Genomic DNA, 24127 nt, shown 5'->3' on the forward strand with positions numbered 1-24127 from the left:
CGGTTACGCCCCATGGCGACCGTTCTCGTGGTGGAAGACGACGAGTACGTACGCTCCGCGATCATTCAGGAACTGAGCAGGCGCCGGCACGCCGTGCGCAGCGCGGGGCGTGCTCTCGACGCGTTGCGGGAGATCACCCAGCATCCCCCGGACGCGGTGATCCTCGACCTCGGCCTGCCCGACCTGGACGGGTCTGAGGCGCTGAAGATGGTGCGCAGCGTCTCCAGCGTCCCGGTGATCGTGGCCACCGCCCGGGACGACGAGGCGGAGATCGTCCGCCTGCTGCAGGCCGGGGCGGACGACTACCTGGTCAAGCCGTTCTCCGGGGACCACCTGAACGCCCGGCTGGAGGCGGTCCTGCGGCGCGCGCGGCCCGCCGGGCCGTCGAAGGTGGTCCGCGCGGGAGGACTCGCCGTGGACCTGGACCGCAGGGAGGCCACCGTGGACGGCGTGCCGCTCACGCTGACCCGCCGGGAGTTCGACCTGCTGGCCTACCTCGCGGCCCGGGCCGACCGGGTCGTCTCCCGCAAGGAGCTGCTGGCCGAGGTGTGGCAGCAGTCCTACGGCGACGACCAGACCATCGACGTCCACCTGTCGTGGCTGCGCCGCAAACTCGGTGAGAGCGCCTCCGCGCCCCGCTACCTGCACACCGTGCGCGGGGTCGGCGTCATGCTGGTCACACCCCGATGAGGCGGACCCTCGCCCTGCTCGCACTCGCCGGCGCCTCGATGATCGCCCTGGCCTTCCTCATCCCCTTGGGGATCATCGTCAAGGAGATCGCCCACACCAGGGCCATCTCCGAGGCCGAACGGCAGGCCTCGGCACTCGTCCCGGTGCTGGCGATCACCCTCGACCCGAACCGGCTCCCCCACGCCCTGGCCAGCAGCGGGGCCCGGGACCGCATAGCCGTACACCTGCCGGGCGGCGGTACGGTCGGCACCGTCCGCGCGCCCGCCGCGACCGTGGCCGCGGTCTCCCGGCTGACGAGGGCCGACACCGTCGAGACCGGCGCCGGTTACCTCCTGCTGCGCCCGGTCGCCCTGGACGGCGGACGGACCGTGGTCGTCGAGGTCTTCGTACCCGCCGAGGAGCTGACCCGGGGCGTCGCCCAGTCGTGGGCGGTGCTGGCCGGGCTCGCCGTGGTGCTGGCCGCGGGCTCGGTGCTGGTCGCCGACCGGCTGGGCCTGCGCATGGTGCGGGCGGCCCGGCGGCTCGGCCGGGCCGCGAGCTCGCTGGGAGCCGGCGACCTCAGCGTCCGCATCCGGCCCGAGGGCCCGCCCGAACTCGTCACCGCGGCGGAGGCCTTCAACACCATGGCCGACCGGGTCGTGCAGTTGCTCGCCGCCGAACGCGAGATGGCCGCCGACCTGTCGCACCGGCTCCGCACCCCGCTGACCGCCCTGCGGCTCAGCCTCGACCACCTGGGCCCGGAGGCGGAGCAGAGCCGCCACTCCCTCAGCCGCCTGGAGTCCGAGGTCGACCAGATCATCGCGGCGGCCCGCGCCCCCTCCCGCGCCCCGGAAGCCGTCTCCTGCGACGCGGCCGAGGTGCTGCGCGAGCGGCTCACCTTCTGGTCCGCCCTCGCCGAGGACCAGCAGCGGCCGTGGGAACTGATCGGCGCGGACGCGCCCGTCCGCGTCCCGGTCCCGGCGGCCGAGCTCAGCGCCGTCGTGGACGCCCTGCTCGGCAACGTCTTCCGGCACACCCCCCAGGGCACCGCCTTCACCGTGACCCTGCACCAGGGCTCCGGCACGGTGGGCGTGCTCATCGCCGACGCCGGACCGGGCATCCCCGACCCGGCGGCGGCGCTGCGGCGCGGGGCCAGCGGCGCGGGCTCCACCGGGCTGGGCCTGGACATCGCCCGCAGGCTCGCGGAGTCCTCGGGGGGCGATCTGAGGATCGACGCCTCCTCCCTCGGCGGCGCCCGGGTCCAGCTCTGGTTCCGCACCGACACCCGCGACCGCACGCCGCGCACCACCCGGCGCCTGGTCGGCAGCCGCTGGTCCCGCCGGAACGCCGGAGTCTGACGACTCCCCGGAGCGGCTCCGGGACGGCCGCTTCACGCCTGCCCGCCACCGGCGCCGTCCTCGCCCCGCGCCCTCCTCCAGCCGGTTCAGGCGTGGGCGAGTGCCCGGGTGGAGGTTTCGAGGATGTCGCTCAGGGCCTTGCGCGCCTGGGCGAGCTCCGCCATGCGCGAGTCCAGCTCGTCCAGCCGGCCCCTGAGGTGGTCGAGCACGCATGCCTGAAGCCCGGTGCCGTCCCCGGTGAAGCAGGGCATGAGATCGCGGATGACCCTGGTGGGGAGCCCCGCGGCGAGCAGGGTGCGGATGCGGGCGACGGCGACGGGGGCTTCGGGGGCGTAATGGCGGTGGCCGCCCTCGCTGCGCTGGGAGGTGAGCAGCCCCTGGGCCTCGTAGTAGCGCAGGAGACGTACGGCCACGCCCGTTTCGCGGGACAGCTCCCCGATCTTCATGTGATCCACCCCACAGAGAAGCGGCTTGAACCTGACACCGGTGTCACATCCTAACGTCGATCGCATGACGACGATCTCGACAACGCAGGCGCCCGTGGCGCTCTACGGATTCCTGACCCCCAAGCCCGGCCACGCCGACGAGCTCAGGCGGCTCCTGACGGAGCTCGTCGAACCGTCCCGGGGGCACGAGGGCAACCTCCAGTACCACCTCCACGAGCAGGAGGACGGCCGCTTCTTCCTCTACGAGGTCTGGCGTTCGCAGGAGGACCTCGACCGGCACAACGCCACCCCGCTGCTGCGCGCCTTCATGGACGGGCTGCCCGACCACGTCGAGGGGGCGCCCGAGGCCTACCGCGGCACGATGAGGAGTGCCTATCCCGGCCCCGTGGACCGCCCCGGTCCGTCCCCGGACAGGACGGCGGACGCCTCCCGCGTGGCGCCATAGGCGGTGGCGGCGCCGAGGAGAACGAAAGAGATCCCGCCCGATCGAACCGATCGGACGGGATCTCGTCCACCGCCTGCGGGCCGTCTCGAGAACGGCCTCTCAGGTGGAGCTATGGGGATTCGAACCCCAGACCTCCTCCATGCCATGGAGGCGCGCTACCAGCTGCGCCATAGCCCCTGGTCACCGCTCCGAGTGCTCTCGTCGCGGCGCTCCGGAAGCATATAGGGACATCGTCCCGTTCACCTAATCGACGCCCGTACGGCTCGCGCCCGTCACCGGGGCGAGCCGTACGACCAGGCGATCAGGTCCGCGTGGCCTCGGGGCTGTCGTCGCTCTGGACCGGCTCGGGCAGGGTCCCGGCGTTGTGCTCCAGGAGGCGCCAGCCCTTGCGTCCCTCCTCCAGCACCGACCACGAGCAGTTGCCCAGGCCGCCCAGCGCCGGCCAGTGCTCCTGGGGCAGTCCCATCAGCTTGGCGACACCGAGTCTGATCGCGGCTCCGTGGGAGACCACGACCAGCAGCCCGTCGGGCTCCAGCCGGGCGGCCCAGCGGCGGACCGCCGCCGAGACCCGTTCGGCGACGTCGGCGACGTCCTCTCCGCCCGGAGCCTCCCAGGCGGCGAACTCGCGGGGCCAGCCGGTGGAGATCTGCTCCCGGGTGAGCCCCTCCCACTCGCCGCCGCCGCGCTCGCGCAGGTCCTTGTCCACGGCCACGTCCAGGCCGGTGACCCCGCCCAGCGCCCTGGCGGTGTGCAGGGCGCGCTGGAGGTCGGAGGAGACGATCATGTCGGGGCGCAGGTAGGCGAGCAGCCCGGCCGCGCGGGCGGCTTGAGCCGCACCGGTCTCGTCCAGCGGGATGTCGGTGTGCCCCTGGAACCGCCGCTCGACGTTCCACAGTGTCTGGCCGTGCCTCAGGCACACGACACGGCGGCTCATGCGGCCCCCTGCCGGGAGGTGCGAGCCGCGGTGCGGCCGTGCTCGCCGGCGCTCGTGCGCCTCAGCCTCACAGAGCGTCCTCCGGCGCCGCCGGCCGGGCACGCTGCGCGGCGACCTGCGTCACGCTGTCCGGCAGGGCGATGGCGGGGCAGTCCTTCCAGAGGCGCTCGAGCGCGTAGAAGGTGCGGTCCTCCTCGTGCTGGACGTGCACGACGATGTCGATGAAGTCGAGGAGGACCCAGCGGCCCTCGCGCTCGCCCTCGCGGCGGACCGGCTTGACATCGGCCTCGACCCGCAGCCGCTCCTCGATCTCGTCGACGATGGCGCGGACCTGGCGGTCGTTGGTGGCGGAGCAGAGCAGGAACGCGTCGGTGATGACGAGCTGGTCGCTCACGTCATAGGCGAGGATGTCGTCGGCCAGTTTGTCCGCCGCCGCCTCGGCGGCGATCCTGACGAGCTGGACGGATCTGTCGGTTGCGGTCACGGTGTGGGTCAGTCCTCCGGTAGTCGGCGCTGTCACCCCTAAGGATGCCCGGCACGGCCCGCGGCGAAAGCGGGCAGTCAGTACAACGCCTATCGTGTGCCACCCGATTCCACACCGCAAACCGATTGCCGGGACGGCCGGAGCACGGACCCCGGCCGCCCGGTTCCGCCCGCACCGGCGGGAGAGCCCGGTCGCTATGGTGACCAGGGTGGACATCGACACCTGGTGGGACATCATCGAGCGGGCACGGAGATCCGCCGGTAGCCGAGCCGACGACCGGGACCCGCCCGACGACCCGATGGTGGAGATCCTGACCGACTCGCTCGCCGAGCTGGAACCCACCGAGATCATCGCGTTCGAGCGGATCTTCGTCCAGATCGCGGACTCCGCGTACCGCTGGCCGCTGTGGAACGCCGCCTACCTCGTCCAGGGCGGGTGCGGGGACGACGGCTTCACCGACTTCCGCGCGGGGCTGATGCTGCTGGGACGCACGACGTTCACCCGGGCCGTCGCCGACCCCGACTCGCTCGCGGAGCTTCCCGTGGTGGTGCGGATGAGCCGCGGCGAAGGCGGCTGGATCGGCTGCGAGGACGCCTCCTACGCGGCACAGCGGGCGTACGAACGCGTTCAGGGCGAATCAGAGTCGTTCGACGACGTGGTGGCGGCCGCGGTGGCCGCCATGGACCTGCTGGACCGCCCCGCCGGAGAGGACTGGGACGTGGACGACGACGACGAGACCCGCCGCCGCCTCCCCCGCCTGGCCGCCCTGTTCCTCGACCCCGCGGACCGGCCCGCTCCGCCCCGGTGACCTCCCCCGCCCGGTGTCGGCGGCCGTGGACGGGCGCCGTCGCCGCTCACGGCGCCCGCGGCGGTCTCCTCGGCCGCCGCGGGCGCCGTCGGGAGTTCTCCGAAGCGGCGGCCACGGTCTCCGGCGGCCGCGAGGACGGAGACGGGGACGAAGGCGAGGGCTGGGACGCTCAGTCCCGGTCGTTCAGGACCGCCAGGTCAACGACGTTGCAGACGCCCGCCGTCCTCCACTGGAGATACCCGGCGTGGGAGATGCCCACCTCCTCCACCGCCCTCCCCGGGAGGCGCACCGCCGTACGCGTCCGTGCGTCGAGGAGCCAGCCGGTCCCGCCCTCGCGCCACACCGCGAAGCGCCCGTGCCGCGAGACGGCGACGCCCCTGGCACGCGGGCCGATGCCGGCGGCGGTGCCGTCGCCGTACTCCAGGAGGTCCCGGTCCTCGTCCACCCGGACGATGTACGACGCCGGATCGGGAACGCCGCGTCTGGTGCCGTCCGGACCGTAGCGGGCCGGCGAGCCGGTGAAATCACCCGGATCAGCTGAGTCCGGCGTCAGGACGGGGGATTTCGCGAGGAAGGCGTCGCCCTCCCAGACTATGTCGTACAGCCCCCTCCGCCACAGCCGGGGGATCTCGTCGCCGGGGCCCATGCGGTAGACGCCCACGTCTCCCGCGTCGCCGGAGACGCACGCGGAGAAGTAGAGATCTCCTCGATGGAAAACGAGGTCGACGGGATATGGCCAGCCCCTCCCGCAGTACCCCGCAGGACCGCCCCAGGTGTTCATGACCTCCCGGGTCAGGCCGGTGCGGAGGTCGGTGGCCTCGAGGATCCACCCGCCCGGCTCGTCGTTCCCGAGGAGCTTCACCACGCGTGTGCCGTGCGCCGCCGCGGCGGCGGTGTACGACTCGCGCTCCGTCGTGCGCTGCAGCAGCGCGCTGCGGCCGGTGGCGGGGTCGAAGAGGTCGACGTGGTCGAGGTACGGAAGGCGCCGGGAGGACTTTCGGACGATGAGCCGCCCGTCGGGCAGGGTGCCCACGACGTCACGGGCCATCGTGTCTCCGGCGGGGATCCGCAGGACCCTGGCCCGGGGATGGGCCCGGGCGAATGGCGTCTCGGCCCTCCGGACGGGAGCCGGAGCGGGTGGGTGCGTCTCGGGCGGGACGCGATACTCCGGCAGATCGGCTTCGAAGGGGGAGGCCGACGGCGGTGCGGCGGCCTCGCAGGCGCAGACCCCCGTGATCAGCACGGCCGCCGTGATCACCGTCCTCATGCGGAAACGGCGCTCCACCCGCGCCCGCGTCGGGCCGGGACGTCCCCGGTCGCGGGCGCTCGGGATGCGGCCGACAGCGTCCGAGCCCTCGACGCCCTGCCCGGTCTGCCGTCCAGGAGCCACCCTGACACCTCCGATCGCGTTGCCCCGGGCCACACCGGTCGCGTCCTCGGAGCGGTGTAAAAAGCTCAATCAGGTAGGTGCCGCGGACTGATCTTAGGCGGCTGCCGTTTCGGGCGTCGAGTCGGTGGCCGGGACGGTTGTCGGACGGAGCCGGATGGGCGGGGCAAGCAGGGCCCGGCGCAGGTCCTGCAAGGTGCGCAGGCCCTTGGAGGTCATGGTGAAGCCGCGCCAGCCGCGGGCGGCCCGGTCCAGCACCGCCCACACCAGGCTGACGCAGGCGGTGATGAGGCCGGGTGCGCCGTCGGAGACGACCAGCAGCGGCGGGCGCAGACCGCGTGCGGCCAGGTCGGTCAGGAAGTCGTGCCAGGCGTCGGTGGACTCGGCGGCAGCCGGGGCCAGGCCGACGAAGACGGGTTTGCCGTCGACGGTGATGCCCCAGGCGGGCAGAACCGGCTCGGCGCGCTGCCCGTCGTGCATCTTGAAGTGCGAGGCGTCCACGAACAGGTAGTCCAGCTCGATGCCGGACAGGTCGCGGCGGCACCAGGTGTCGTACTCGGTGACGATGGCCTGGACGGGCGGTAGTGTGCGTGCCACGAGCGTAGGTCCTTGCGTAGTGCGAACTTTGGTCGGTTCAGCACGGCAACCTACGCTCGTTCTCTTTTACACCGCATCTCGGACGCGACCGCACACCTAGTGTCTACGAGAGACGGTCTCGCCCTGATCTGTCCCATCCGATCTGAGGCGGGACAGGTCAATCTCCGTAGCAGTGCAACATCAGGCCCGGCTCCGCACGCCAGCACTCCAGCAGCTCCCGCAGGGCCGCGATCAGCGCGCATTGCACGTCATCGCGAGCAGCTGTCTCCAGCCGATCGACATCAGCCTCGATCCGCGGCAGATCGCGATAATCGAGCACCGTGTCCGACCACGGGTCCAGGTGCCCAAGGGCCTGGAGCCTGCCGCCCTCGGAGCGGTTGACCAGCGACAGCAGCACGTCCACCTCCACATCCAGCAGCCGGCCGCGCTGCCGGGCCGTCTCCCACTCCGCGGCGGTGGCGCGGTGGTGCTCGCGCCGCTGCGCCCGAGTGGCCCGGCGCAGGCTCTTGGGGCGCGGCTGCGCCGGACGCAGCACCAACAGCAGCCCATCCTGGCGAGGACCGAGCGGACGCAGCGCGCCGCGGTGCGTCACGCCGACCCCGACATCGCACTCCTCGCCGCTCCACGGGCTGACGTAGGCGACCAGGCCGGAGGCGGCATAGAAGGACGTCGGAGCGAGCGGCCACAGCCACGCCCGCAGCGGCACCCGGTGCAACCTGCCGGTCAGCTCACCGACGAGCGATGCCGGCACCTGCTCATGGGAGGCGTGATACGGCGCACCCAGTACGGCCTCGAACAGCGAGAACTCGAGCAGGAAACCGCTCAACCGCTCCCGTTCGGCGTGCCGGCCCTCAGCGGTGTCGTCTGTTCTCCACACGACCGGGTCGTCCTCCGAGGGATCCAGCGCGACCAAGAGAACCCGCCCTGGTTCTCGTAGCCGACCTCGAGCCTGCCCGCGGCCTCGATACGCGGCTCCGCCGGAGGACGGATGGCGTTCTGCCCGCCGAGGACGCCGGGCCGGCCCTGGGCGAGCCGGTAGAACTCCGCCAGCACCACGGGAACCGGAACCGGCGGCGCGACCGGGTCCGGGCCGGGGACGGTGACGGGGTGCCAGCCGGTGATGAAAAGCCGCAACGCCTCGGTGCGGTCGCCGTTCACGTGCTCCAGCCACTGCAGACCCGGCAGGCCGACCGGGAGAGAAGCCGGGCGCACCCGGTCGAGCACGTCGCGTTCCAGCGGCGGGTCGATCCGCAGATCGCAGCAGTCGAGCCCATCGCGGTTCCAGCGGCTGTGGGCGTGCTCACCTCTTCCGAGGTAGAGCAGGCCGTCTGCCACGCGGACGAACAGGTGGATCGGACGTGAGGCGGGATCGTGCTCCAGCATCCGTGAGGCGGCTGCTTGCGGGAGCGGGCCGACCAGCGTGAGCCGGCTGCCGGTGCGCACCCCGCTGGCGGCCGGATCGTCTCCGGCGTCCACGATGATCGCCGTACTCGAGGATCCGACGGCGACAACGGCCCCGCCGACCGCGAAGGACTCCACCTGCGTGCCCGTGACGGCAAACACGTCCTCGTCATCGACCACGTCCAGGCACGCCAGTTGCATGCCGGTGACTGAGCCGGATCGGGCAGCTGACCGATCTCAGAGGCGTAAGACCAGCTCCCCATGCTCACGGCTTGCCGGAACGATCGTTTCCGGGACGGCCAACGAAGATCGTCTAGGTGAGGGTGTTTCCGCAGGAACGATCCCGCCGGATCGTCCCGAAACCCATCCCGGAACCTCGCCCATTGAAATGGATCCACGAGACCGTTTCCAGGACGATGAAGGCATGAGCGCCCCCACCTCCCCCGCCATGGTGCAACCCGACGCTCCGTCGACTATCGCGTCCGGTCCGGCCAGCGCGATCCGCATCGGCTACGCCCGCGTCTCCACCCGCGCCCAGGACCACCGGCTCCAGGTGGACGCCCTCGCCGCGGCGCACTGCCGCGAGGTCGTCGAGGAGACCGTCTCCACCCGCCGCGAGCGCCCGAAGCCGGCCGCGACCATCAACCGGATGCAGGTGGGCGACACCCTGGTCATCTACAAGCCCGACCGCATCGCCCGCAGCGTGAAGGAACTGCTGGTGTTCCTGGAGGACGAGCTCGCGCCGCGCGGCATCAACCTGCACATCCTGTCCGGCGTCTGAGCCGGGGTGCACCGGCCCGGCGGCCAGCCGATCGCGGACAAGATGCTGTTCCTGGTCGCGGAGATGGCCGCGGAGATGGAGCGTGACCTGATCCGCGAGCGCACCATGGACGGCCTGGCCGCGGCCGCCGCCCAAGGCCGCAAGGGTGGCCGGCCTCCGGCGATCGACGCCGACAAGCTCGCGGCCGCCCGCGCCCGCCGGGCCCGTGGGGAGACCATTCCGGCGATCGACAAGGCCCTCGGGGTGGGCAGGTCGACGCTGTACCGGGCCTTTGAGGACGATGACCCGCTCGTCGCCGTCCAGCGTCAGGAGACCGCCGCCCGGCCCGCCGGCGACGGCCCGGCCACCGCGCCCGCGTCCGTGCCCGGTCCGGCGGTCTGGGACTGGGAGCGGGTGCGCCCGGCCTCGCGCCGGCTGGAAGACGGCTACCGGGTGGCGCGGCGGTTCGGTGACGGGCGCCGCTACCTGCTGCCGCCCGGCAGTGAGGTGCCGATCGGCTACGTCGAGACCGGCGGCACCCGCTGGAGGGCCCACACCCCCGACCATGAGCCGGTCGAGCTGGACGCCGTCGACGGGTCGCACGCCCGCCAGGCCGACGCCCTGGCCGCCCTGGACCTGCACCACCGCACCCGGGCCGCCGCCCCCAAGCGCGGAGCATGACCTGCCGTCGTGCTGCGGGGATGCCCGCCCGTGCTCCCGCGATGCCGTCTTCGCCGAGGGCCTGAGCCCTTGCCCCGGCTACTCGTCCGGGCCGGCCTGCCGCATCCGCTCCAGCTCGGCGACCTCTTGGCGCCGCTGCTGGAGCCTGCGACGGATGGAGGCCATGACGTACTCGTGCAGCCACGCGAGCGGCGGGTCGTCCTCGGGGGTCATGGCGCCCATGCTCACCCGCCGGCGTGCTCCGGCGCAGGCCGATCGGGAAGCCGGCCGGAACCGGCCCGGGCCGCCGCGCTGAGGCCGACGGCCGCGGTCGGCGCCTGGAACTCGGTGGCGGCCTTGGCGATCGCCGGTCGGCTCACAGGGGTCGTCCTCGCTCAGCTGCATCTTCGACGGCCGACCCTTGGCGGAGCCATCCCCGCGCCTACTGACCGGTTCGGCGCTCTCGGGGCATCTCGTGGTGCTACGGGCTTGACGCTTAGCACGGTGGGACGCCTTCGGGAATACTGGGCCGTGAAGCCGCAATGACGACAACGGTGACGCCCATAGCCTCAGTCATTGGAAGTAGTCGGGTCCGGCCGCCGCCTGTTTCCGGTTGTACTTATCGACGAGTGCGGCGATGTACCGGTCGAACGTGGCGAACCCCTCGGGATCGACGTAAACCATGTCGTGCTGATAGCTGGTGACCGGCATTTCACCGTCGGCGTTGACCATGTCCGTACGGAACATGTCGTAGTCATCGGCACCCTCGTCCGGGCGGCGAAACGACACCGAGTTCTGGAGCCGGTCCATGACCGCGTCGCGCTCCTCCACTGGCACGTGGTCGAGGTAGTCCTCCTCCCACAGATAGAAGTCTCCCCGGCGTAGCTTGCCGGGCTCCAGCAACAGAGGACTGGGCCTACTGTCCTTGCCATACCGCAGCAGGGGCAGACCATAGGCCGACAGCAAGCGGACGTAGCTCGGAGGCAGGGTCGTCTTGAGGTAGTGCTCCGCCTCGACGAGGGCGTGGGCCCCCACCGGCCGGTACTCGACCTGGTAAATCCAGTCCGAACCGTGCAGCGCGTTATTGAACTCATTCAGCCGGGCGAGGGCGGCACCGGCGGTCTCACCGGGTGGACCGGTCAACAGATCGTCTCGGATCATGTCGTTCCCCTCGTCGGCGTGATCGTTGTGGAGATCGTCATGGTCGACGAGACTATGATGGCCCGGCAATGACCGGTTCCCCGCCGGCGTCCTTCTCCGCGGCTGTCGCCCAGGCGTTGACTGCAGGGGCGAGGCCTGATCACGGGGGGATAGGCGTTCCGCAGAACACGGAAGACGCCCGGAGGCTCGCCTCCGGGCGTCTCGCTGTGCCGGGGTGCTCAGACGCGCTTCCACCGCCACTGGCCGTTGTCGTACACCGAGCACTTGTAGCGGCGGCCCGTGACCTTGGCGTAGCCGTAGCGGGTGCGGGCCGCCTTCGGGCAGTAGGCGCCCGGGGTGATGCACCGCCACACCCGGCCGTCGCGCCAGTAGGCGCAGGCCACCGCACGATCCCTCTGTCCGACAGCGTCGTGACCATTCTCACAGCCCACCTCGCAGAGTTCCCCGCGACGGCGGCCGAGATCGACGACCGGGCGAGGGCCGCCGTCGACGCCGTCTTCGCCGATGTGCCCTCCCCCAGCGGACGGCTGAGGAAAGCCCTGGTCAGTCCTCTATCCGCCGGTACAGCCCGCGCTTGTTGATGTACTGCACGATGCCGTCCGGCACCAGGTACCAGATGGGCTCTCCCGAGGCGACCCGCTGCCTGCACTCCGACGACGAGATGGCCAGCGCCGGGATCTCCAGCAGGCTCACCCGCCCCTCGGGCAGGCCGGGATCGTGCAGGTGGTGGCCGGGCCGGGTCGCGCCGACGAAGTGCGCGATGGTGAACAGCTCGTCCACGTCGCGCCAGCTCAGTATCTGGGCGAGGGCGTCGGCCCCGGTGATGAAGTACAGCTCCGTGTCCGGGCCGTGGGCCTCGGAGATGTCCCGCAGGGTGTCGATGGTGAAGGTGGGACCCGGCCTGTCGATGTCCACCCTGCTCACGGAGAAGCGCGGGTTGGAGGCGGTCGCGATGACGGTCATCAGGTAGCGGTCCTCCGGCGCCGAGACGACCTGGTCCGCCTTCTGCCACGGCCGGCCGGTCGGCACGAAGACGACCTCGTCGAGATCGAAGTGGTGGGCGACCTCGCTGGCGGCCACCAGGTGCCCGTGGTGGATCGGGTCGAAGGTCCCGCCCATCACGCCCAGACGGCGCTTTCCGTAGCCGGTGGGAGCGTTCATCATGAAATGGACCATACGCGTGAACCGCACAGAGCTTTTAACCAGCCCCCGCGCGTGCCACCCGGGGCCGACGTAGCATGCCGGACATGACCACCACCCCGGATCGCAACCGCGCGCAGCTTCCCGGCATCAGCTCCCGCGCCTACGAACATCCCGCCGACCGGTCCGCGCTGGTCGCCCTCCGGTCTCTCAGCGGGTTCGACACGGTCCTCAAGCAGATGTCCGGACTGATCAGCGAGCGCCGCCTGCGCCTGATCTACCTCGCCTCCGCGGTGCGCACGAGCGACACCCAGTTCCGCGCCCTGCACGACATGGGCCGCGACGCCGCCTACGTGCTCGACCTCCACCGCATCCCGGAGGTCTACGTCCAGCAGAGCCCGCAGGTCCAGGCCAAGGCCATCGGCTTCGACGACCCGTTCATCGTCGTCACCACCGGCCTGCTCGACCTGATGGACGAAGAGGAGCAGCGCTTCGTCATCGGCCACGAGACCGCGCACATCCTCTCCGGTCACGCGGTCTACCGCACGATGCTGGACATCCTCACCCGGTTGGCCACCCGCGTGGCCTGGATCCCGCTCGGCTACATCGGCCTGCGCGCGATCGTGGCGGGTCTGGAGGAGTGGCACCGCAAGTCCGAGCTCTCCGCCGACCGCGGCGGCCTCCTCGTCGGCCAGGACCCCGACGCCGCCCTGCGGGCGCTGATGAAGCTCGCCGGCGGTTCGCGCCTGCACGAGATGAACATCGAGGCCTTCCTCGACCAGGCCCGCGAGTACGACACGGCGGGCGACGTCCGCGACGGCCTGCTGAAGGTCCTGAACCTGCTCGGCACGACCCACCCGTTCGCGGTCTCCCGTGTCGCCGAGCTCGACAAGTGGCGCCGTAGCGGGGAGTACGACACGATCCTCGGCGGCACCTACCCCCGCCGCGCCGACGACTCCAGCGCCAAGATCTCCGAGGAGGTCAAGGCCGCCGCCCGGTCCTACCGCGAGTCGTGGTCGCAGTCCCAGGACCCGTTCATCGGCGTCCTGCGCGACGTGGCCGAGGGCGCGGTCAACGCCGGCGAGCGGATCTTCAACCGGTTCGCCCGCCGTGACGGCAACTGAGCCGTATCGTTTCCCTATCGTTCGTGAAAGGTCCGGGAGTTCACCTTCCGGACCTTTCGCATAGGGAAACTGATTTGCACACAAAACGGGCCTGCTTTACTGTTCGGCCCCATGAGAATCCGTATGATCGCCGCCCTGACCGGCGCGGCCGGTCTGCTTCTGACGGGTACGGCGCACGCCTACCCCGTCAAGGACGAGACACTGACGCAGAACGCCCTGTACGGCGCCGGTGCGCTCGCCGAGACGGAATGCGCCGAGAAATCCGTCAAGGACGGCGATCCCGCTTCGGCCAAGAAGTATCTGACCGCAGTGCTGAACTGCCTGAACGCCTCGTGGAAGACGCATCTCGAAGCGGCGGGCCTGCAGTTCACCAAGCCCGTCGTCAAGGTCTACACCAAGGCCCCCGCCCGCTTCTGCGGTCACAAGTTCGGCGACTCGGAGGCGTGGCACTGCCCTGAGTCGAGAACGATCGCCATCCGTCTCCACAAGGACCTGCTCCAGAACACGGGCGACCTCTACCTGCTTCACCTCATGAGCCAGATGTACGCCTACCACGTGCAGGAGCTCGTCGGAATCGGCGAGGCCTACCGGGCCGCTCCCTACAAGAACACCTCCGAGCTGAACGAGCAGAACCGCCGGCACTCCCTGCAGATGGACTGCCTGGCGGGCGTGTTCATCAAGAGCGTGTGGCCCTCGCTGGAACGGCCGACCTCCAACTGGAACCACCTGATGGGCATGGTGAAGGACACCGGCGATGTGAAGGGGGAGGCCCGCGTCTACGGCAAGGGCGCCAACCGCGTCCACTGGTCCAAGCAGGGTTACGCCACCGGTGACCCCGCCTCCTGCAACACCTGGGCCGCCTCTCCCGCCAAGGTGAGCTAGGACGGTCCAGCCGGGAGCGGTGCTCAACGGAGACCGGTCCTCAGAGCACCAGCGCGACCACGCGCACGGCCGCCGTGCACACGGCGGCGAAACCGCCCAGCACGACCATCGCGCGCAGGCCCTCCCTGCGGAGCTCCGGCAGCCGGGAACCGGCCCGTTCCACCTCCCGGCCGGTGATCCATCCGCAGACCACGCCGAACACGACACCGGCGACGGCGACGGGGACCGGGGCGGGTTGCAGCCACCATTCCGGGGGCAGCGACCCGCCCATGGCCAGCCACAGGGTGAGCCCGGCCAGCCCCGCCGCGGGGGCGCCCGGCCAGACCGCGGCGGTCAGCAGCGATCCGGCGAGGGCCAGCGGGAAGCCGAGCACCCGCAGGGCCCTCCGGACCCCGGCCGACCTGTGCCTCCTGACCAGCCAGTGCCCCGTCCAGACGGCGCGGGTCAGGACGACGAACACGGCGGTGACCGCGAAGGTGGCCGGCGGCCAGATCACCGAGGTCACGACGCAGGGGACCGCCAGCACCGCGAGGACGATCAGGGTCAGGTTCCCCGCGGGCAGCGTCCCCGCCGGAGAGACCGCCACGGCCTCCGCCGCCGGAGAGCCGTCCGCCTGCCGTCCTCTGCCCGTCCCGGGAACCGCCCGTTCCGCCACCGGGAACCGGCGGCCCGGCTTCATGTTCTCCCCCGTGGCCGAGCGCGCGCCGCGCGGCGCCCCGCCGTTCCTCAGCGCGGTCCTCATCCGGGACTCGGACCCCACCGGAGCGGAACCGGCCCGCTCCGAGCCCGCCCGTTCCGGCCCCGCCTTCTCCTGACCGCTCCGCTGCGCCCCTGGCTGCCGCCTGCTCTCCCGGCGGGAGCCGATCGCCCGCGCGGACGGCTCCGGAGCCCCCGCGGACGCGGGATCCGCGAAGGAGGCACGTGCCAGCCGGGACAGCCTGGCCGAGAGGAGGGCCGCCGTGGGCCGCTTGGCGGCCTCCCGGTGCAGGGCCGCGCGGATCAGCGGGAGAAGGGCCGCAGGAACACCGGCCAGGTCCGCCTGCCCGTTGAGGATGGCGTACATCTGCGCCTCGACCGTGCCCCGGCCGAAGGTGGGACGGCCGGTCGCGGCGAAGGCGACCGTCGCCGCCCAGGCGTGGACGTCGGCCGGCTCCCCGACCGGCTCGTCGGCGAACAGTTCGGGAGCGGCGTAGCCCGGAGTGCCGAGGAAGGTGCCGGTCATGGTGAGCCGGGTGGCGTCCAGCACCTGGGCGATGCCGAAGTCGATGAGCACGGGCTCGCCCGAAGCACTGAGCAGGACGTTGGCCGGCTTGAGGTCGCGGTGGACGACCCCCGCCGCGTGGATGATCGCCAGCGCCGTGGCCAGGCCGTGCGCCAGGCCGATCAGGTCGGCGCCCTCCAACGGGCCGTCGCGCCGTACCCGGTCCAGCAGGGTGTCGCCCTCGATGTACTCCATGACCAGGTAGGGCCGGTCGCCCTCCAGGTCGGCGTCGAGCACCCGGGCGACGTAGGGGCTCTCCACCCGCCGGAGCGCGCGGACCTCACGCTCCAGGCGTATGCCGGCCTCCGAGTCGGCGTCCACCGTGTCATGGAGCATCTTGAGTGCGGCCTTCTCCCCACGCCGGGCCGTGGCGAGGTAGACCTCGCCCATGCCGCCCCTGCCGAGGCGATCCACCAGCGTGTACGGGCCGACGCGCCCGAGCCTGCCCACCCGCCCTCCACCCATAGGAGACCACACCATAGCGGGCGGGTATGACGAATCTCCGGCGACTCGCCGGAGCCGGAAGGATCAGCGTGCAGGGAGACCACGGCGGAGGAGAAGGCGGCTCACGACCGGCCGGCGTACTCGCGCCGGTCCGCGGACCCGTACCGCTCGGCGGACTCCCACCGGTCGTCGTGCTCCCCGCTCTCCCCGTCCCCCCGGTCGGGGACGAGCAGGCTCTCCAGCTCGGCCACCGGCCCGGCCGACAGGTCCAGACGGCCCTTCCGCCGCCAGTTCACGTGTCCCCGGCTCTCCAGGAACAGCATCAGACGATCGACGCCGAACAGCACGACGCCCACGAAGAGAATTCCGATCACGGTCTGCATGGAGGCCAATCCAACCACCCATGCCCACTGCGGAGCGCGTCGACACGTTCACACACCGTGACTTTCAGCGCCCTTCACCAGACCGTGAAGGAACCCGCGGAGCCCGGCCCCGGGCCCCGCGGTCCGTCCGTCCCTACCGCGACTCGCCCGGGCAGGAGGCGATGACCGTGCCCGAGGACGTGCGCAGGTGGCCCTCCCCGGTGTAGACCCACTTGGTGGAGGTCAGCTCCGGCAGCCCCATCGGGCCGCGGGCGTGCAGCTTCTGGGTGGAGATGCCGATCTCCGCGCCGAAGCCGAACTCGCCGCCGTCGGTGAACCGGGTCGAGGCGTTGACCGCCACGGCCGCGGAGTCGACGAGGGCGACGAACCTGCGGGAGGCGGTGACCGAGCGGGTGACGATCGCCTCGGTGTGGGCGGAGCCGTACTTCCTGATGTGCGCGACCGCGTCCTCCAGCGAGTCGACCACGGCGGCGGCGATGTCCAGTGAGAGGTACTCCGCGCGGAAGTCCTCCTCACCGGCCGGGACCACGGCGTCGCCGTACGCGGCGATCCGCTCGTCGCCGTGGACCGTGACCCCGGCCCCGGCCAGCGCCGCCAGGGCGCGCGGCACGAAGGCGTCGGCGACGGCGGCGTGCACGAGGAACGTCTCGGCGGCGTTGCAGACCGAGGGCCGCTGCGCCTTGGCGTTGAGCAGGATCTCGACCGCCAGGTCGAGGTCGGCGTCGGCGTCGACGTAGACGTGGCAGTTGCCGGTGCCGGTCTCGATGACCGGAACCGTGGACTCCTGCACCACCGATTCGATCAGCGAGGCGCCGCCGCGCGGGATCAGCACGTCGACCAGCCCGCGGGCCTTCATCAGCGCCTTGACCGAGTCGCGGGTCACCCCGGGCACCAGCTGTACGGCTCCCGCCGGGACCTCCGTGCCCGCCAGCGCCTCCTGCATGACCCGCACGAGCACCGTGTTGGACTCGTACGCGCTGGAGGAGCCGCGCAGCAGGGTGGCGTTCCCGCTCTTGAGGCAGAGCGCGGCCGCGTCGACCGTGACGTTGGGACGGCCCTCGTAGATGATGCCGACCACGCCGAGCGGCACCCGGAGCTGGCGCAGCTCCAGCCCGTTGGGCAGCGTGCTCCCCCGGACGACCTCGCCCACCGGGTCGGGCAGGTCGGCGACCTGCCGCACGGCGTCGGCGACGGCCTCGATCCGGGCGGCGTCCAGGCTGAGCCGGTCGACCATGTACTCGGAGGTGCCGTTCTCGCGGGCGCGGGCCACGTCGATCGCGTTGGCCTCGATGATCTCGGCGGAGCGGGCCACCAGCGCGTCGGCGATCGCCCGCAGCGCCGTGTCCTTCGGCGCCCGCGGCAGCGGGGCCAGCTCGGTGGCGGCCTCCTTCGCCGCCAGGGCCACCTTCAGGAAATCTTCGGAGACCTCGGAAGCGGTCGTGAGGTCTCCCGACGACGCAGACATGTCGCACTCCATGGGAACTAGTGGGTGGGCTCCAGTATGACGATGTCGTCACGGTGGATCAGTTCGCGTTCATATTCCGGACCGAGGCTGCTCGCCAGCTCCCGGGTGGACCGGCCGAGCAGGTCCGGGATCTCCGCGGCGTCGAAGTTGACCAGGCCCCGGGCGACGACCCCGCCGAGCGGCCCGCACAGGTCCACCGGGTCGCCCGCCGCGAAGTCGCCCTCGACCCCGGTGACCCCGGCGGGCAGCAGCGACTTGCGGCGGCCGACGACCGCCTCGACCGCTCCCGGGTCCAGGTGGAGGCGGCCGCGGCCGGTGGCGGCGTGGGCCAGCCAGAGCAGCCGCGTGCCCGGGTGGCGTCCGGCCGGGTGGAAGTAGGTGCCGATGTCGGCCCCGGCGAGGGCCTGCGCGGCGTGCGCGGCGGCGGTGAGCACCACGGGCACGCCGGCGCCGGTGGCGATCCTGGCCGCCTGCACCTTGGTGACCATCCCGCCCGTGCCGACCGCGCCGCCCCCGCCGAGCTCGACCCCGTCCAGGTCCTCGGGGCCGCGCACGTCGGTCAGCCGGCGCGAGCCCGCCTTGCGCGGGTCGCCGTCGTAGAGGGCGTCCACGTCCGAGAGCAGCACCAGCGCGTCGGCACGGGTCAGATGGGCCACCAGCGCGGCGAGCCGGTCGTTGTCGCCGAAGCGGATCTCGTCGGTGGCGACGGTGTCGTTCTCGTTGACGATCGGGACGATGTCGAGCTCCAGCAGGCGGCCGAGCGTGCGCTGGGCGTTGACGTGGTGCGCACGGCGCATCATGTCGTCGGCCGTCAGCAGCACCTGGCCGACGCGCAGGCCGTACCGGGCGAAGGACGAGGTGTAGCGGGCCACCAGCACGCCCTGGCCGACCGAGGCGGCCGCCTGCTGGGTGGCCAGGTCGCGGGGGCGCGCGGCCAGGCCCAGCGGGCCGAGCCCGGCCGCGATGGCGCCGGAGGAGACCAGCACGATCTGGGTGCCGGTCCTCCGCCGGGCGGCGAGCACGTCGACCAGGGCGTCCACCCGGTCGACGTCGATCATGCCCTGCGGCGTGGTGAGCGAGGACGAACCCACTTTCACGACGAGACGTGCTGCCGTGCGGATCCGATCGCGCGCAGGGGTCACGACGCGTGCCTTTCTTCTGGAGCAGGTGAGAGGAGGGAGCGGTCAGCCGAGCCGGTTGTCGGTGCCGCGCGGGCCCTGGTGCACCGCCTCGGCGTTGAGGGTGGGCTGCCAGTCGAAGATGTAGCCGTTCTCCATGGAACCGATGACGACCTCGGCGCCGGCCTTGGCGCCGGCCTTGAGCAGCTCCTCCTCGACGCCGAGCCGTTCGAGCCGGTCGGCGAGGTAGCCGACGGCCTCGTCGTTGGTGAAGTCCGTCTGGCGGATCCACCGCTCCGGCTTGACCCCGGTGACCTGGAAGGTGTTCTCGTCGACCCGGCGCACGGCGAACCCGGCGTCGCCGAGCTGCCTGGGCTTGATGACCAGGCGGGTCGGCTCGGTCACCGGGACGGCCGCGCGGGCGGCGGCGACCATCTCGCCCATGGCGAAGGTCAGCTCGCGCAGTCCCTCGTGGGTGGCCGCGGAGATCGAGAAGACCCGCATGCCGCGCTCCTCCAGCATCGGCCGGACGATGTCGACCAGCTCGCGCGCGTCGGGCACGTCGGTCTTGTTGAGCACGGCCAGGCGCGGGCGGTCCTCCAGCTTGCCGTACGCGGCCAGCTCGGCCTCGATCGCCTCGTAGTCGCTGATCGGGTCCCGGCCCGGCTCCATGGTCGCGCAGTCGATCACGTGCACGAGCGTGCTGCACCGCTCGACGTGGCGCAGGAACTCGTGGCCGAGGCCCTTGCCCTCGGAGGCCCCGGGGATCAGCCCCGGCACGTCGGCGACGGTGAAGACCGTGTCTCCGGCGGTGACCACGCCGAGGTTGGGCACCAGGGTGGTGAACGGGTAGTCGGCGATCTTCGGCCGGGCCGCGCTCAGCGCCGCGATGAGGGAGGACTTGCCCGCGCTGGGGAAGCCGACCAGCGCCACGTCCGCGACGCTCTTCATCTCCAGCATCACGTCGAGCTCGTCGCCGGGCTCGCCGAGCAGCGCGAAGCCGGGGGCCTTGCGTTTGGCGGAGGCCAGCGCCGCGTTGCCGAGGCCGCCGTGGCCGCCCTCGGCGACGACGTAGCGAGTGCCCGCGCCGACCAGGTCGACGATCACCTCGCCGGTGGCGGCGTTCTTCACCACGGTCCCGTCCGGGACCGGCAGGACGACGTCGGCCCCGTTGGCGCCGTCGCGGTTGGAGCCCGATCCCTGCTTGCCGTTGTCGGCCTTGCGGTGCGGGCGGCGGTGGTAGTCCAGCAGGGTGGCGGTGTTCGCGTCCACCTCCAGGATCACGTCGCCGCCGCGGCCTCCGTTGCCCCCGTCGGGGCCGCCCAGCGGCTTGAACTTCTCCCGATGCACAGAGGCGCAGCCATGTCCCCCGTCACCGGCCTTGATGTGCAGGACCACCTGGTCCACAAAGTCCGGCATGTCTGCTCTCCTACCCCCATCTTCGGGACCCGCTGTCGGGAACGCCCCGTCTCGCAACACGAACAGGGGTGGACCGCTGGACGCGATCCACCCCTGCCCTAACGTCTGTCGGTGCGGATCTACTCCGCGACCGGGACGATGTTCACCGCGCGGCGACCGCGCTTGAAGCCGAACTGCACGTGGCCCGCGGCCAGCGCGAACAGCGTGTCGTCGCCACCGCGGCCGACGTTGTCGCCCGGGTGGAAGTGGGTGCCACGCTGGCGGACGATGATCTCACCGGCGTTGACCAGCTGGCCGCCGAAGCGCTTCACACCGAGCCGCTGGGCGTTCGAGTCACGGCCGTTCCGAGTGGACGACGCGCCCTTCTTGTGTGCCATCTCGCAAAACTCCCGAAACTCAGGCCTGGTCGATGCCAGTGATCTTCACCTGGGTGTACCGCTGACGGTGACCCTGGCGCTTCTTGTAACCGGTCTTGTTCTTGTACTTCAGAATCCGGATCTTCGGACCCTTGGTCTCGCCGAGGATCTCGGCGGCGACCGTGAACCTGCCCGCCTCGGTGGTCACGTCGCCGTCGTTGACGACGAGCACCGTCGGCAGCGTAACCGTGGAACCGACCTCGCCGGCGACCTTGTCCACCTCGAGGACGTCACCGACGGAGACCTTCTGCTGCCTGCCGCCGCAACGAACGATCGCGTACACCGCGGAACCCTTCTTCTGCCTACTTGCTCGCTGGATGCTGCGCCCCGCATCCGGCTGTGGTCACCGAAATTGGACCGACGAACCGGGTAGGCGCGCGAACAGGGCGCGCCACTAGCGCACCGATTCACCAGGGTACCGGACTGCGGTGCCCTGGTCGAACCGGGCGGAACGTCGGGTTGCCGGCGCGGCATGGCGCGCCGGCGGTCACCGGACCGATGGGTCCCCCGCCCTGGGGCGGGCTGGACCTAGTCGGCCGGCTTGGCCTTGCGGGAGCGTCGCCGCCCCCTTCCGGCAGCCTGTACGGCCTGCGTGTCCTCATCCGGGACATCGTCAAGCGCATCGGTCACCGTATCACGTCCGGACTGCCCACTGGCCGCGACCGCGCTTCCCGCGTCCTTGGCCAGCTTCTCCGCGACGGCCTTCTCCACCGCCATCTTGCCCTGGGTGCCGCGCGGCTCGGGCCTGCCCTCGACCGGTTCGGCCGAGATGTGCAGGCCCCTGCCGTTGCAGCACTCGCAGACGGTGGAGAACGCCTCCAGGAGGCCCTGCCCGACGCGCTTGCGCGTCATCTGGACCAGTCCCAGGGACGTCACCTCGGCCACCTGGTGCTTGGTCCGGTCCCGGGCCAGGCACTCCAGCAGCCGCCGCAGCACCAGGTCCCGGTTGCTCTCCAGCACCATGTCGATGAAGTCGATGACGATGATGCCGCCGATGTCCCGGAGCCTGAGCTGGCGGACGATCTCCTCGGCCGCCTCCAGGTTGTTGCGGGTGACGGTCTCCTCGAGGTTTCCGCCCTGCCCGGTGAACTTGCCGGTGTTGACGTCGACGACGGTCATCGCCTCGGTCCGGTCGATCACCAGCGAACCGCCGCTGGGCAGCCAGACCTTGCGCTCCATCGCCTTGGCGATCTGCTCGTCGATCCGGTAGGCCGCGAAGACGTCGCCGTTCTCGTCCCACTTCGTCAGCCGGTCGGCCAGATGCGGAGCCACGTAGCGGACGTACTCGTCCACCGTGTCCCACACCTCGCCCGCGACGACCAGCGAGGTGAAGTCCTCGTTGAACACGTCCCGGACCACCCGGACGGTCAGGTCCGGCTCCGAGGAGAGCAGCTCGGGCGCGCTGGCCGACTTGGCCTTGCGCTGGATGTTCTCCCACTGGGCCGAGAGCCTGGCCACGTCGCGGCCGAGCTCCTCCTCCGAGGCGCCCTCCGCGGCCGTGCGGACGATCACACCGGCGTTCTCGGGCATGACCTTCTTGAGGATGCCCTTGAGCCGGGTCCGCTCCTTGTCCGGGAGCTTGCGGCTGATGCCGGTCATCGAGCCGTCGGGCACGTAGACCAGGTAGCGGCCGGGCAGGCTGATCTGCGACGTCAGGCGGGCGCCCTTGTGGCCCATCGGGTCCTTGGTGACCTGCACCAGGACCGCCTGGCCCGACTTGAGCGCCACCTCGATGCGCTTGGGCTGGCCCTCCAGCCCGGCGGTGTCGAAGTTGACCTCGCCGGCGTACAGCACCGCGTTGCGGCCCTTGCCGATGTCGATGAAGGCCGCCTCCATGCTCGGCAGGACGTTCTGCACCTTGCCGAGGTAGACGTTGCCCACGTAGGACTGGCTCGCCTCGCGGTTGACGTAGTGCTCGACGAGGACGTCGTCCTCCAGCACCGCGATCTGGGTCCGGTCGCCGGTGCGGCGGACCACCATCACCCGCTCGACGGACTCCCGGCGGGCCAGGAACTCCGACTCGGTGATGATCGGCGGACGCCTGCGGCCGAGCTCGCGGCCCTCCCGGCGGCGCTGCTTCTTGGCCTCCAGGCGGGTCGAGCCCCGCACGCTCTGCACCTCGTCCATGGCGCTGCCGCGCCCGGCGCGGGGCGCGCGGATGCGCACCACCGTGTTCGGCGGAACCTCCTGGACGTCCTCCGCCTCCTCGGAACCCCGGCGGCGGCGACGGCGGCGACGGCGCGAGGTGCCGCCCTCATCCGTCTCGGCCTCCTCCCGCTCGGCCTCGGCCGATCCGGCGGCGGACTCGTCCGCGCCCTGCTCGGAGTCGCCGTTCTCGGCCTCCTCCTGCTCACGCGTCTTCCCGCGGCCGCGGCCGCCCCGGCGGCGGCGGCGACGGCGGCCGCCGGCCTCGTCGTCGCCCTCGGCCTCCTCGTCCTCGCCCTCTTCCTCCTCGGACTCCTCCTCGATCCCGGCGGGCTCGAACGGCTGCACCGGAGCGGGGCGGGCGGGAGGCTGCTGGGCCAGGGAGGGGTCGGGAGCCTGGAACAGCGGCTGGAACACCGCTGCGGGCGCCTGGAAGGTCACCGAGGGCACCTCGGCGTGTCCCTGGACGGCCAGCCCGAACGGGTCGGTGAAGAGACCGGGCCGGTCCTCGCCGGTCTCCTCCTCGGCCTCCTCGGCCGGCGCCTCGGCGGGCACCGAGAGCAGCAGCGACGCCGCGACCTCCGCGGCCTCGGCCGTGGTCAGGTCGACGGGCGGCTCCGGCTCGGCCGCCGCCTCGACGGTCTCGGCGGCCTTCTTGCGCGTGCGGGTCCGCTTGGCCGGTGCCGCGGGGCGCTCGTCGGCGGCCGCGGCCTCCGGGGCGGAGACCTCCTCCGCGGCGGGCTCGGCCGCGGCCTTGCGGGTACGGCTGCGCCGCGCGGGCGGCGCGGCCTCCTCCGCCGTCGCGGCGGCCGGGGCGGCCGCCCTGCGCCGGGTGGCGCGCTTCGGTGGAGCCTCCTCCTGCGCCGGAGCGGAGTCCTCGGCCTCCCGGGCCGGAGCGGGAGCCCCGGCGGGCGCCTCCACCCGGGCCGGGGCCTGCACGGCCCCCGGGGTCCCGGCGGCCGGCTCCGGTCGCCGGGCCGGTTCCGGAGCGGGCTCCAGATCCTCCGGCTCCGGCGGCGGGCCCGCGGGCCTGCTGGCGGCTCGCCGGCGACGCGGCTGAACTGTCTTTTCCGTTATGTCCCCGGCAGGGCCGTTGACCCCGACGTTGGGCTCGTTGTCGAGCATGCGGGCGCTCTCCCGTCAGCTCCCGGGCGCGTCTCCGCGCCGCGCGGGAGCTCTCGTCTCTCGCTGTCCGCCGGGCCGAAGCCCGGCGCCAAGTC

27 protein-coding genes, 1 tRNA gene and 1 pseudogene are annotated in these 24127 nt (G+C 71.9%); 8 read left to right on the forward strand and 21 right to left on the reverse strand.

Annotation, left to right across the window (positions count from 1 at the left end; all coding sequences use genetic code 11):
• The first annotated feature begins 12 nt into the window (after positions 1-12).
• Both HS048_RS29060 and HS048_RS29065 read left to right on the forward strand, forming a co-directional pair.
• The gene (locus tag HS048_RS29060) at positions 13-690 is read left to right on the forward strand and encodes a response regulator transcription factor (protein WP_068898867.1); all 678 of its coding nucleotides are present in this window, start codon (positions 13-15) and stop codon (positions 688-690) included.
• Complete coding sequence (locus tag HS048_RS29065; RefSeq protein WP_068898869.1) at positions 687-2027, forward strand: HAMP domain-containing sensor histidine kinase; 1341 nt, start codon at positions 687-689, stop codon at positions 2025-2027. Before HS048_RS29060 ends, HS048_RS29065 begins: the two co-directional genes overlap by 4 nt.
• 86 nt (positions 2028-2113) lie before the next feature.
• Here HS048_RS29065 and HS048_RS29070 read toward each other — a convergent pair whose 3' ends face one another.
• Complete coding sequence (locus HS048_RS29070) at positions 2114-2473, reverse strand: MerR family transcriptional regulator (RefSeq protein ID WP_068898870.1); 360 nt, start codon at positions 2471-2473, stop codon at positions 2114-2116.
• A gap of 64 nt (positions 2474-2537) precedes the next feature.
• On the opposite strand from HS048_RS29070, the gene HS048_RS29075 reads away from it, so the two are divergent.
• Entirely contained in the window at positions 2538-2918 is a 381-nt protein-coding gene (locus HS048_RS29075; RefSeq protein WP_068898872.1) for a putative quinol monooxygenase, read from the forward strand.
• Between the two features lie 104 nt (positions 2919-3022).
• On the opposite strand, the gene HS048_RS29080 is transcribed toward HS048_RS29075, so the two are convergent.
• The 3 genes from HS048_RS29080 to rsfS all read right to left on the reverse strand — a co-directional run bounded on the left by HS048_RS29080 (position 3023) and on the right by rsfS (position 4336).
• Positions 3023-3095 (reverse strand) — tRNA-Ala (locus tag HS048_RS29080).
• A gap of 124 nt (positions 3096-3219) precedes the next feature.
• Entirely contained in the window at positions 3220-3852 is a 633-nt protein-coding gene (locus HS048_RS29085; RefSeq protein WP_191894899.1) for a histidine phosphatase family protein, read from the reverse strand.
• Positions 3853-3919: 67 nt separating this feature from the next.
• Positions 3920-4336 carry a ribosome silencing factor gene (gene rsfS, locus HS048_RS29090; protein ID WP_068898876.1) on the reverse strand — a complete coding sequence of 139 codons (417 nt, stop codon included), beginning with the start codon at positions 4334-4336 and terminating at the stop codon, positions 3920-3922.
• Positions 4337-4544: 208 nt separating this feature from the next.
• Between rsfS and HS048_RS29095 the strand changes: the two genes are divergently transcribed.
• Complete coding sequence (locus HS048_RS29095) at positions 4545-5144, forward strand: DUF4240 domain-containing protein (RefSeq protein WP_196469264.1); 600 nt, start codon at positions 4545-4547, stop codon at positions 5142-5144.
• A gap of 169 nt (positions 5145-5313) precedes the next feature.
• Here the strand turns inward: HS048_RS29095 and HS048_RS29100 are convergent, their stop codons facing one another.
• The 4 genes from HS048_RS29100 to HS048_RS29115 form a co-directional block, all read right to left on the reverse strand.
• On the reverse strand, positions 5314-6534 hold the full coding sequence (locus tag HS048_RS29100) for a hypothetical protein (RefSeq protein WP_196469265.1): 1221 nt from the start codon (positions 6532-6534) through the stop codon (positions 5314-5316).
• Between the two features lie 93 nt (positions 6535-6627).
• Positions 6628-7128, reverse strand: coding sequence for a transposase (locus HS048_RS29105; protein WP_196469266.1), 501 nt, complete (start codon positions 7126-7128; stop codon positions 6628-6630).
• Positions 7129-7285: 157 nt separating this feature from the next.
• Positions 7286-7954: a hypothetical protein gene (locus tag HS048_RS29110; protein ID WP_196469267.1), complete on the reverse strand. Its 669-nt coding sequence runs from the start codon at positions 7952-7954 to the stop codon at positions 7286-7288.
• On the reverse strand, positions 7951-8730 hold the full coding sequence (locus HS048_RS29115; RefSeq protein ID WP_196469268.1) for a hypothetical protein: 780 nt from the start codon (positions 8728-8730) through the stop codon (positions 7951-7953). Before HS048_RS29115 ends, HS048_RS29110 begins: the two co-directional genes overlap by 4 nt.
• 247 nt (positions 8731-8977) lie before the next feature.
• On the opposite strand from HS048_RS29115, the pseudogene HS048_RS29120 reads away from it, so the two are divergent.
• Together HS048_RS29120 and HS048_RS29125 are read left to right on the forward strand one after the other, a co-directional pair.
• A pseudogene (locus tag HS048_RS29120) lies at positions 8978-9391 on the forward strand (recombinase family protein); the annotation flags it as partial.
• 24 nt (positions 9392-9415) lie between these two features.
• Positions 9416-9970: a helix-turn-helix domain-containing protein gene (locus HS048_RS29125; protein WP_230882321.1), complete on the forward strand. Its 555-nt coding sequence runs from the start codon at positions 9416-9418 to the stop codon at positions 9968-9970.
• A gap of 78 nt (positions 9971-10048) precedes the next feature.
• Here the strand turns inward: HS048_RS29125 and HS048_RS38305 are convergent, their stop codons facing one another.
• The 5 genes from HS048_RS38305 to nadD all read right to left on the reverse strand — a co-directional run bounded on the left by HS048_RS38305 (position 10049) and on the right by nadD (position 12274).
• Positions 10049-10183, reverse strand: coding sequence for a hypothetical protein (locus HS048_RS38305; protein ID WP_255529733.1), 135 nt, complete (start codon positions 10181-10183; stop codon positions 10049-10051).
• An 11-nt stretch (positions 10184-10194) separates the two neighbouring features.
• Positions 10195-10329: a hypothetical protein gene (locus HS048_RS38310; RefSeq protein ID WP_255529734.1), complete on the reverse strand. Its 135-nt coding sequence runs from the start codon at positions 10327-10329 to the stop codon at positions 10195-10197.
• A 193-nt stretch (positions 10330-10522) separates the two neighbouring features.
• Positions 10523-11110, reverse strand: coding sequence for a hypothetical protein (locus HS048_RS29130; RefSeq protein WP_196469271.1), 588 nt, complete (start codon positions 11108-11110; stop codon positions 10523-10525).
• A gap of 218 nt (positions 11111-11328) precedes the next feature.
• Positions 11329-11493, reverse strand: a complete 165-nt coding sequence (locus HS048_RS29135; RefSeq protein WP_196469272.1) for a hypothetical protein — start codon at positions 11491-11493, stop codon at positions 11329-11331.
• A gap of 160 nt (positions 11494-11653) precedes the next feature.
• On the reverse strand, positions 11654-12274 hold the full coding sequence (gene nadD, locus HS048_RS29140; RefSeq protein ID WP_196469273.1) for a nicotinate-nucleotide adenylyltransferase: 621 nt from the start codon (positions 12272-12274) through the stop codon (positions 11654-11656).
• A gap of 74 nt (positions 12275-12348) precedes the next feature.
• Between nadD and HS048_RS29145 the strand changes: the two genes are divergently transcribed.
• Both HS048_RS29145 and HS048_RS29150 read left to right on the forward strand, forming a co-directional pair.
• Positions 12349-13374: a M48 family metallopeptidase gene (locus HS048_RS29145; protein WP_191894903.1), complete on the forward strand. Its 1026-nt coding sequence runs from the start codon at positions 12349-12351 to the stop codon at positions 13372-13374.
• Between the two features lie 111 nt (positions 13375-13485).
• Complete coding sequence (locus HS048_RS29150) at positions 13486-14256, forward strand: neutral zinc metallopeptidase (protein WP_196469274.1); 771 nt, start codon at positions 13486-13488, stop codon at positions 14254-14256.
• A 40-nt stretch (positions 14257-14296) separates the two neighbouring features.
• On the opposite strand, the gene HS048_RS29155 is transcribed toward HS048_RS29150, so the two are convergent.
• The 8 genes from HS048_RS29155 to HS048_RS29190 all read right to left on the reverse strand — a co-directional run bounded on the left by HS048_RS29155 (position 14297) and on the right by HS048_RS29190 (position 24032).
• The gene (locus HS048_RS29155) at positions 14297-15967 is read right to left on the reverse strand and encodes a serine/threonine-protein kinase (protein WP_068898886.1); all 1671 of its coding nucleotides are present in this window, start codon (positions 15965-15967) and stop codon (positions 14297-14299) included.
• A gap of 116 nt (positions 15968-16083) precedes the next feature.
• Entirely contained in the window at positions 16084-16335 is a 252-nt protein-coding gene (locus HS048_RS29160; protein ID WP_196469275.1) for a hypothetical protein, read from the reverse strand.
• A gap of 142 nt (positions 16336-16477) precedes the next feature.
• Positions 16478-17809, reverse strand: coding sequence for a glutamate-5-semialdehyde dehydrogenase (locus tag HS048_RS29165; RefSeq protein WP_068898974.1), 1332 nt, complete (start codon positions 17807-17809; stop codon positions 16478-16480).
• A 17-nt stretch (positions 17810-17826) separates the two neighbouring features.
• Positions 17827-18951: a glutamate 5-kinase gene (proB, locus tag HS048_RS29170; protein WP_196469276.1), complete on the reverse strand. Its 1125-nt coding sequence runs from the start codon at positions 18949-18951 to the stop codon at positions 17827-17829.
• A 42-nt stretch (positions 18952-18993) separates the two neighbouring features.
• Positions 18994-20346 carry a GTPase ObgE gene (gene obgE / locus HS048_RS29175; RefSeq protein WP_068898890.1) on the reverse strand — a complete coding sequence of 451 codons (1353 nt, stop codon included), beginning with the start codon at positions 20344-20346 and terminating at the stop codon, positions 18994-18996.
• Positions 20347-20465: 119 nt separating this feature from the next.
• Complete coding sequence (rpmA, locus tag HS048_RS29180) at positions 20466-20723, reverse strand: 50S ribosomal protein L27 (RefSeq protein ID WP_068898892.1); 258 nt, start codon at positions 20721-20723, stop codon at positions 20466-20468.
• A gap of 19 nt (positions 20724-20742) precedes the next feature.
• Positions 20743-21045, reverse strand: coding sequence for a 50S ribosomal protein L21 (gene rplU, locus HS048_RS29185; RefSeq protein ID WP_068898894.1), 303 nt, complete (start codon positions 21043-21045; stop codon positions 20743-20745).
• Between the two features lie 245 nt (positions 21046-21290).
• Entirely contained in the window at positions 21291-24032 is a 2742-nt protein-coding gene (locus HS048_RS29190) for an Rne/Rng family ribonuclease (protein WP_196469277.1), read from the reverse strand.
• Between the last annotated feature and the right edge of the window lie 95 nt (positions 24033-24127).

The sequence above is a fragment of the Planomonospora sp. ID91781 genome (genome assembly GCF_015711595.1).
In the GTDB taxonomy this organism is placed as follows: domain Bacteria; phylum Actinomycetota; class Actinomycetes; order Streptosporangiales; family Streptosporangiaceae; genus Planomonospora; species Planomonospora parontospora.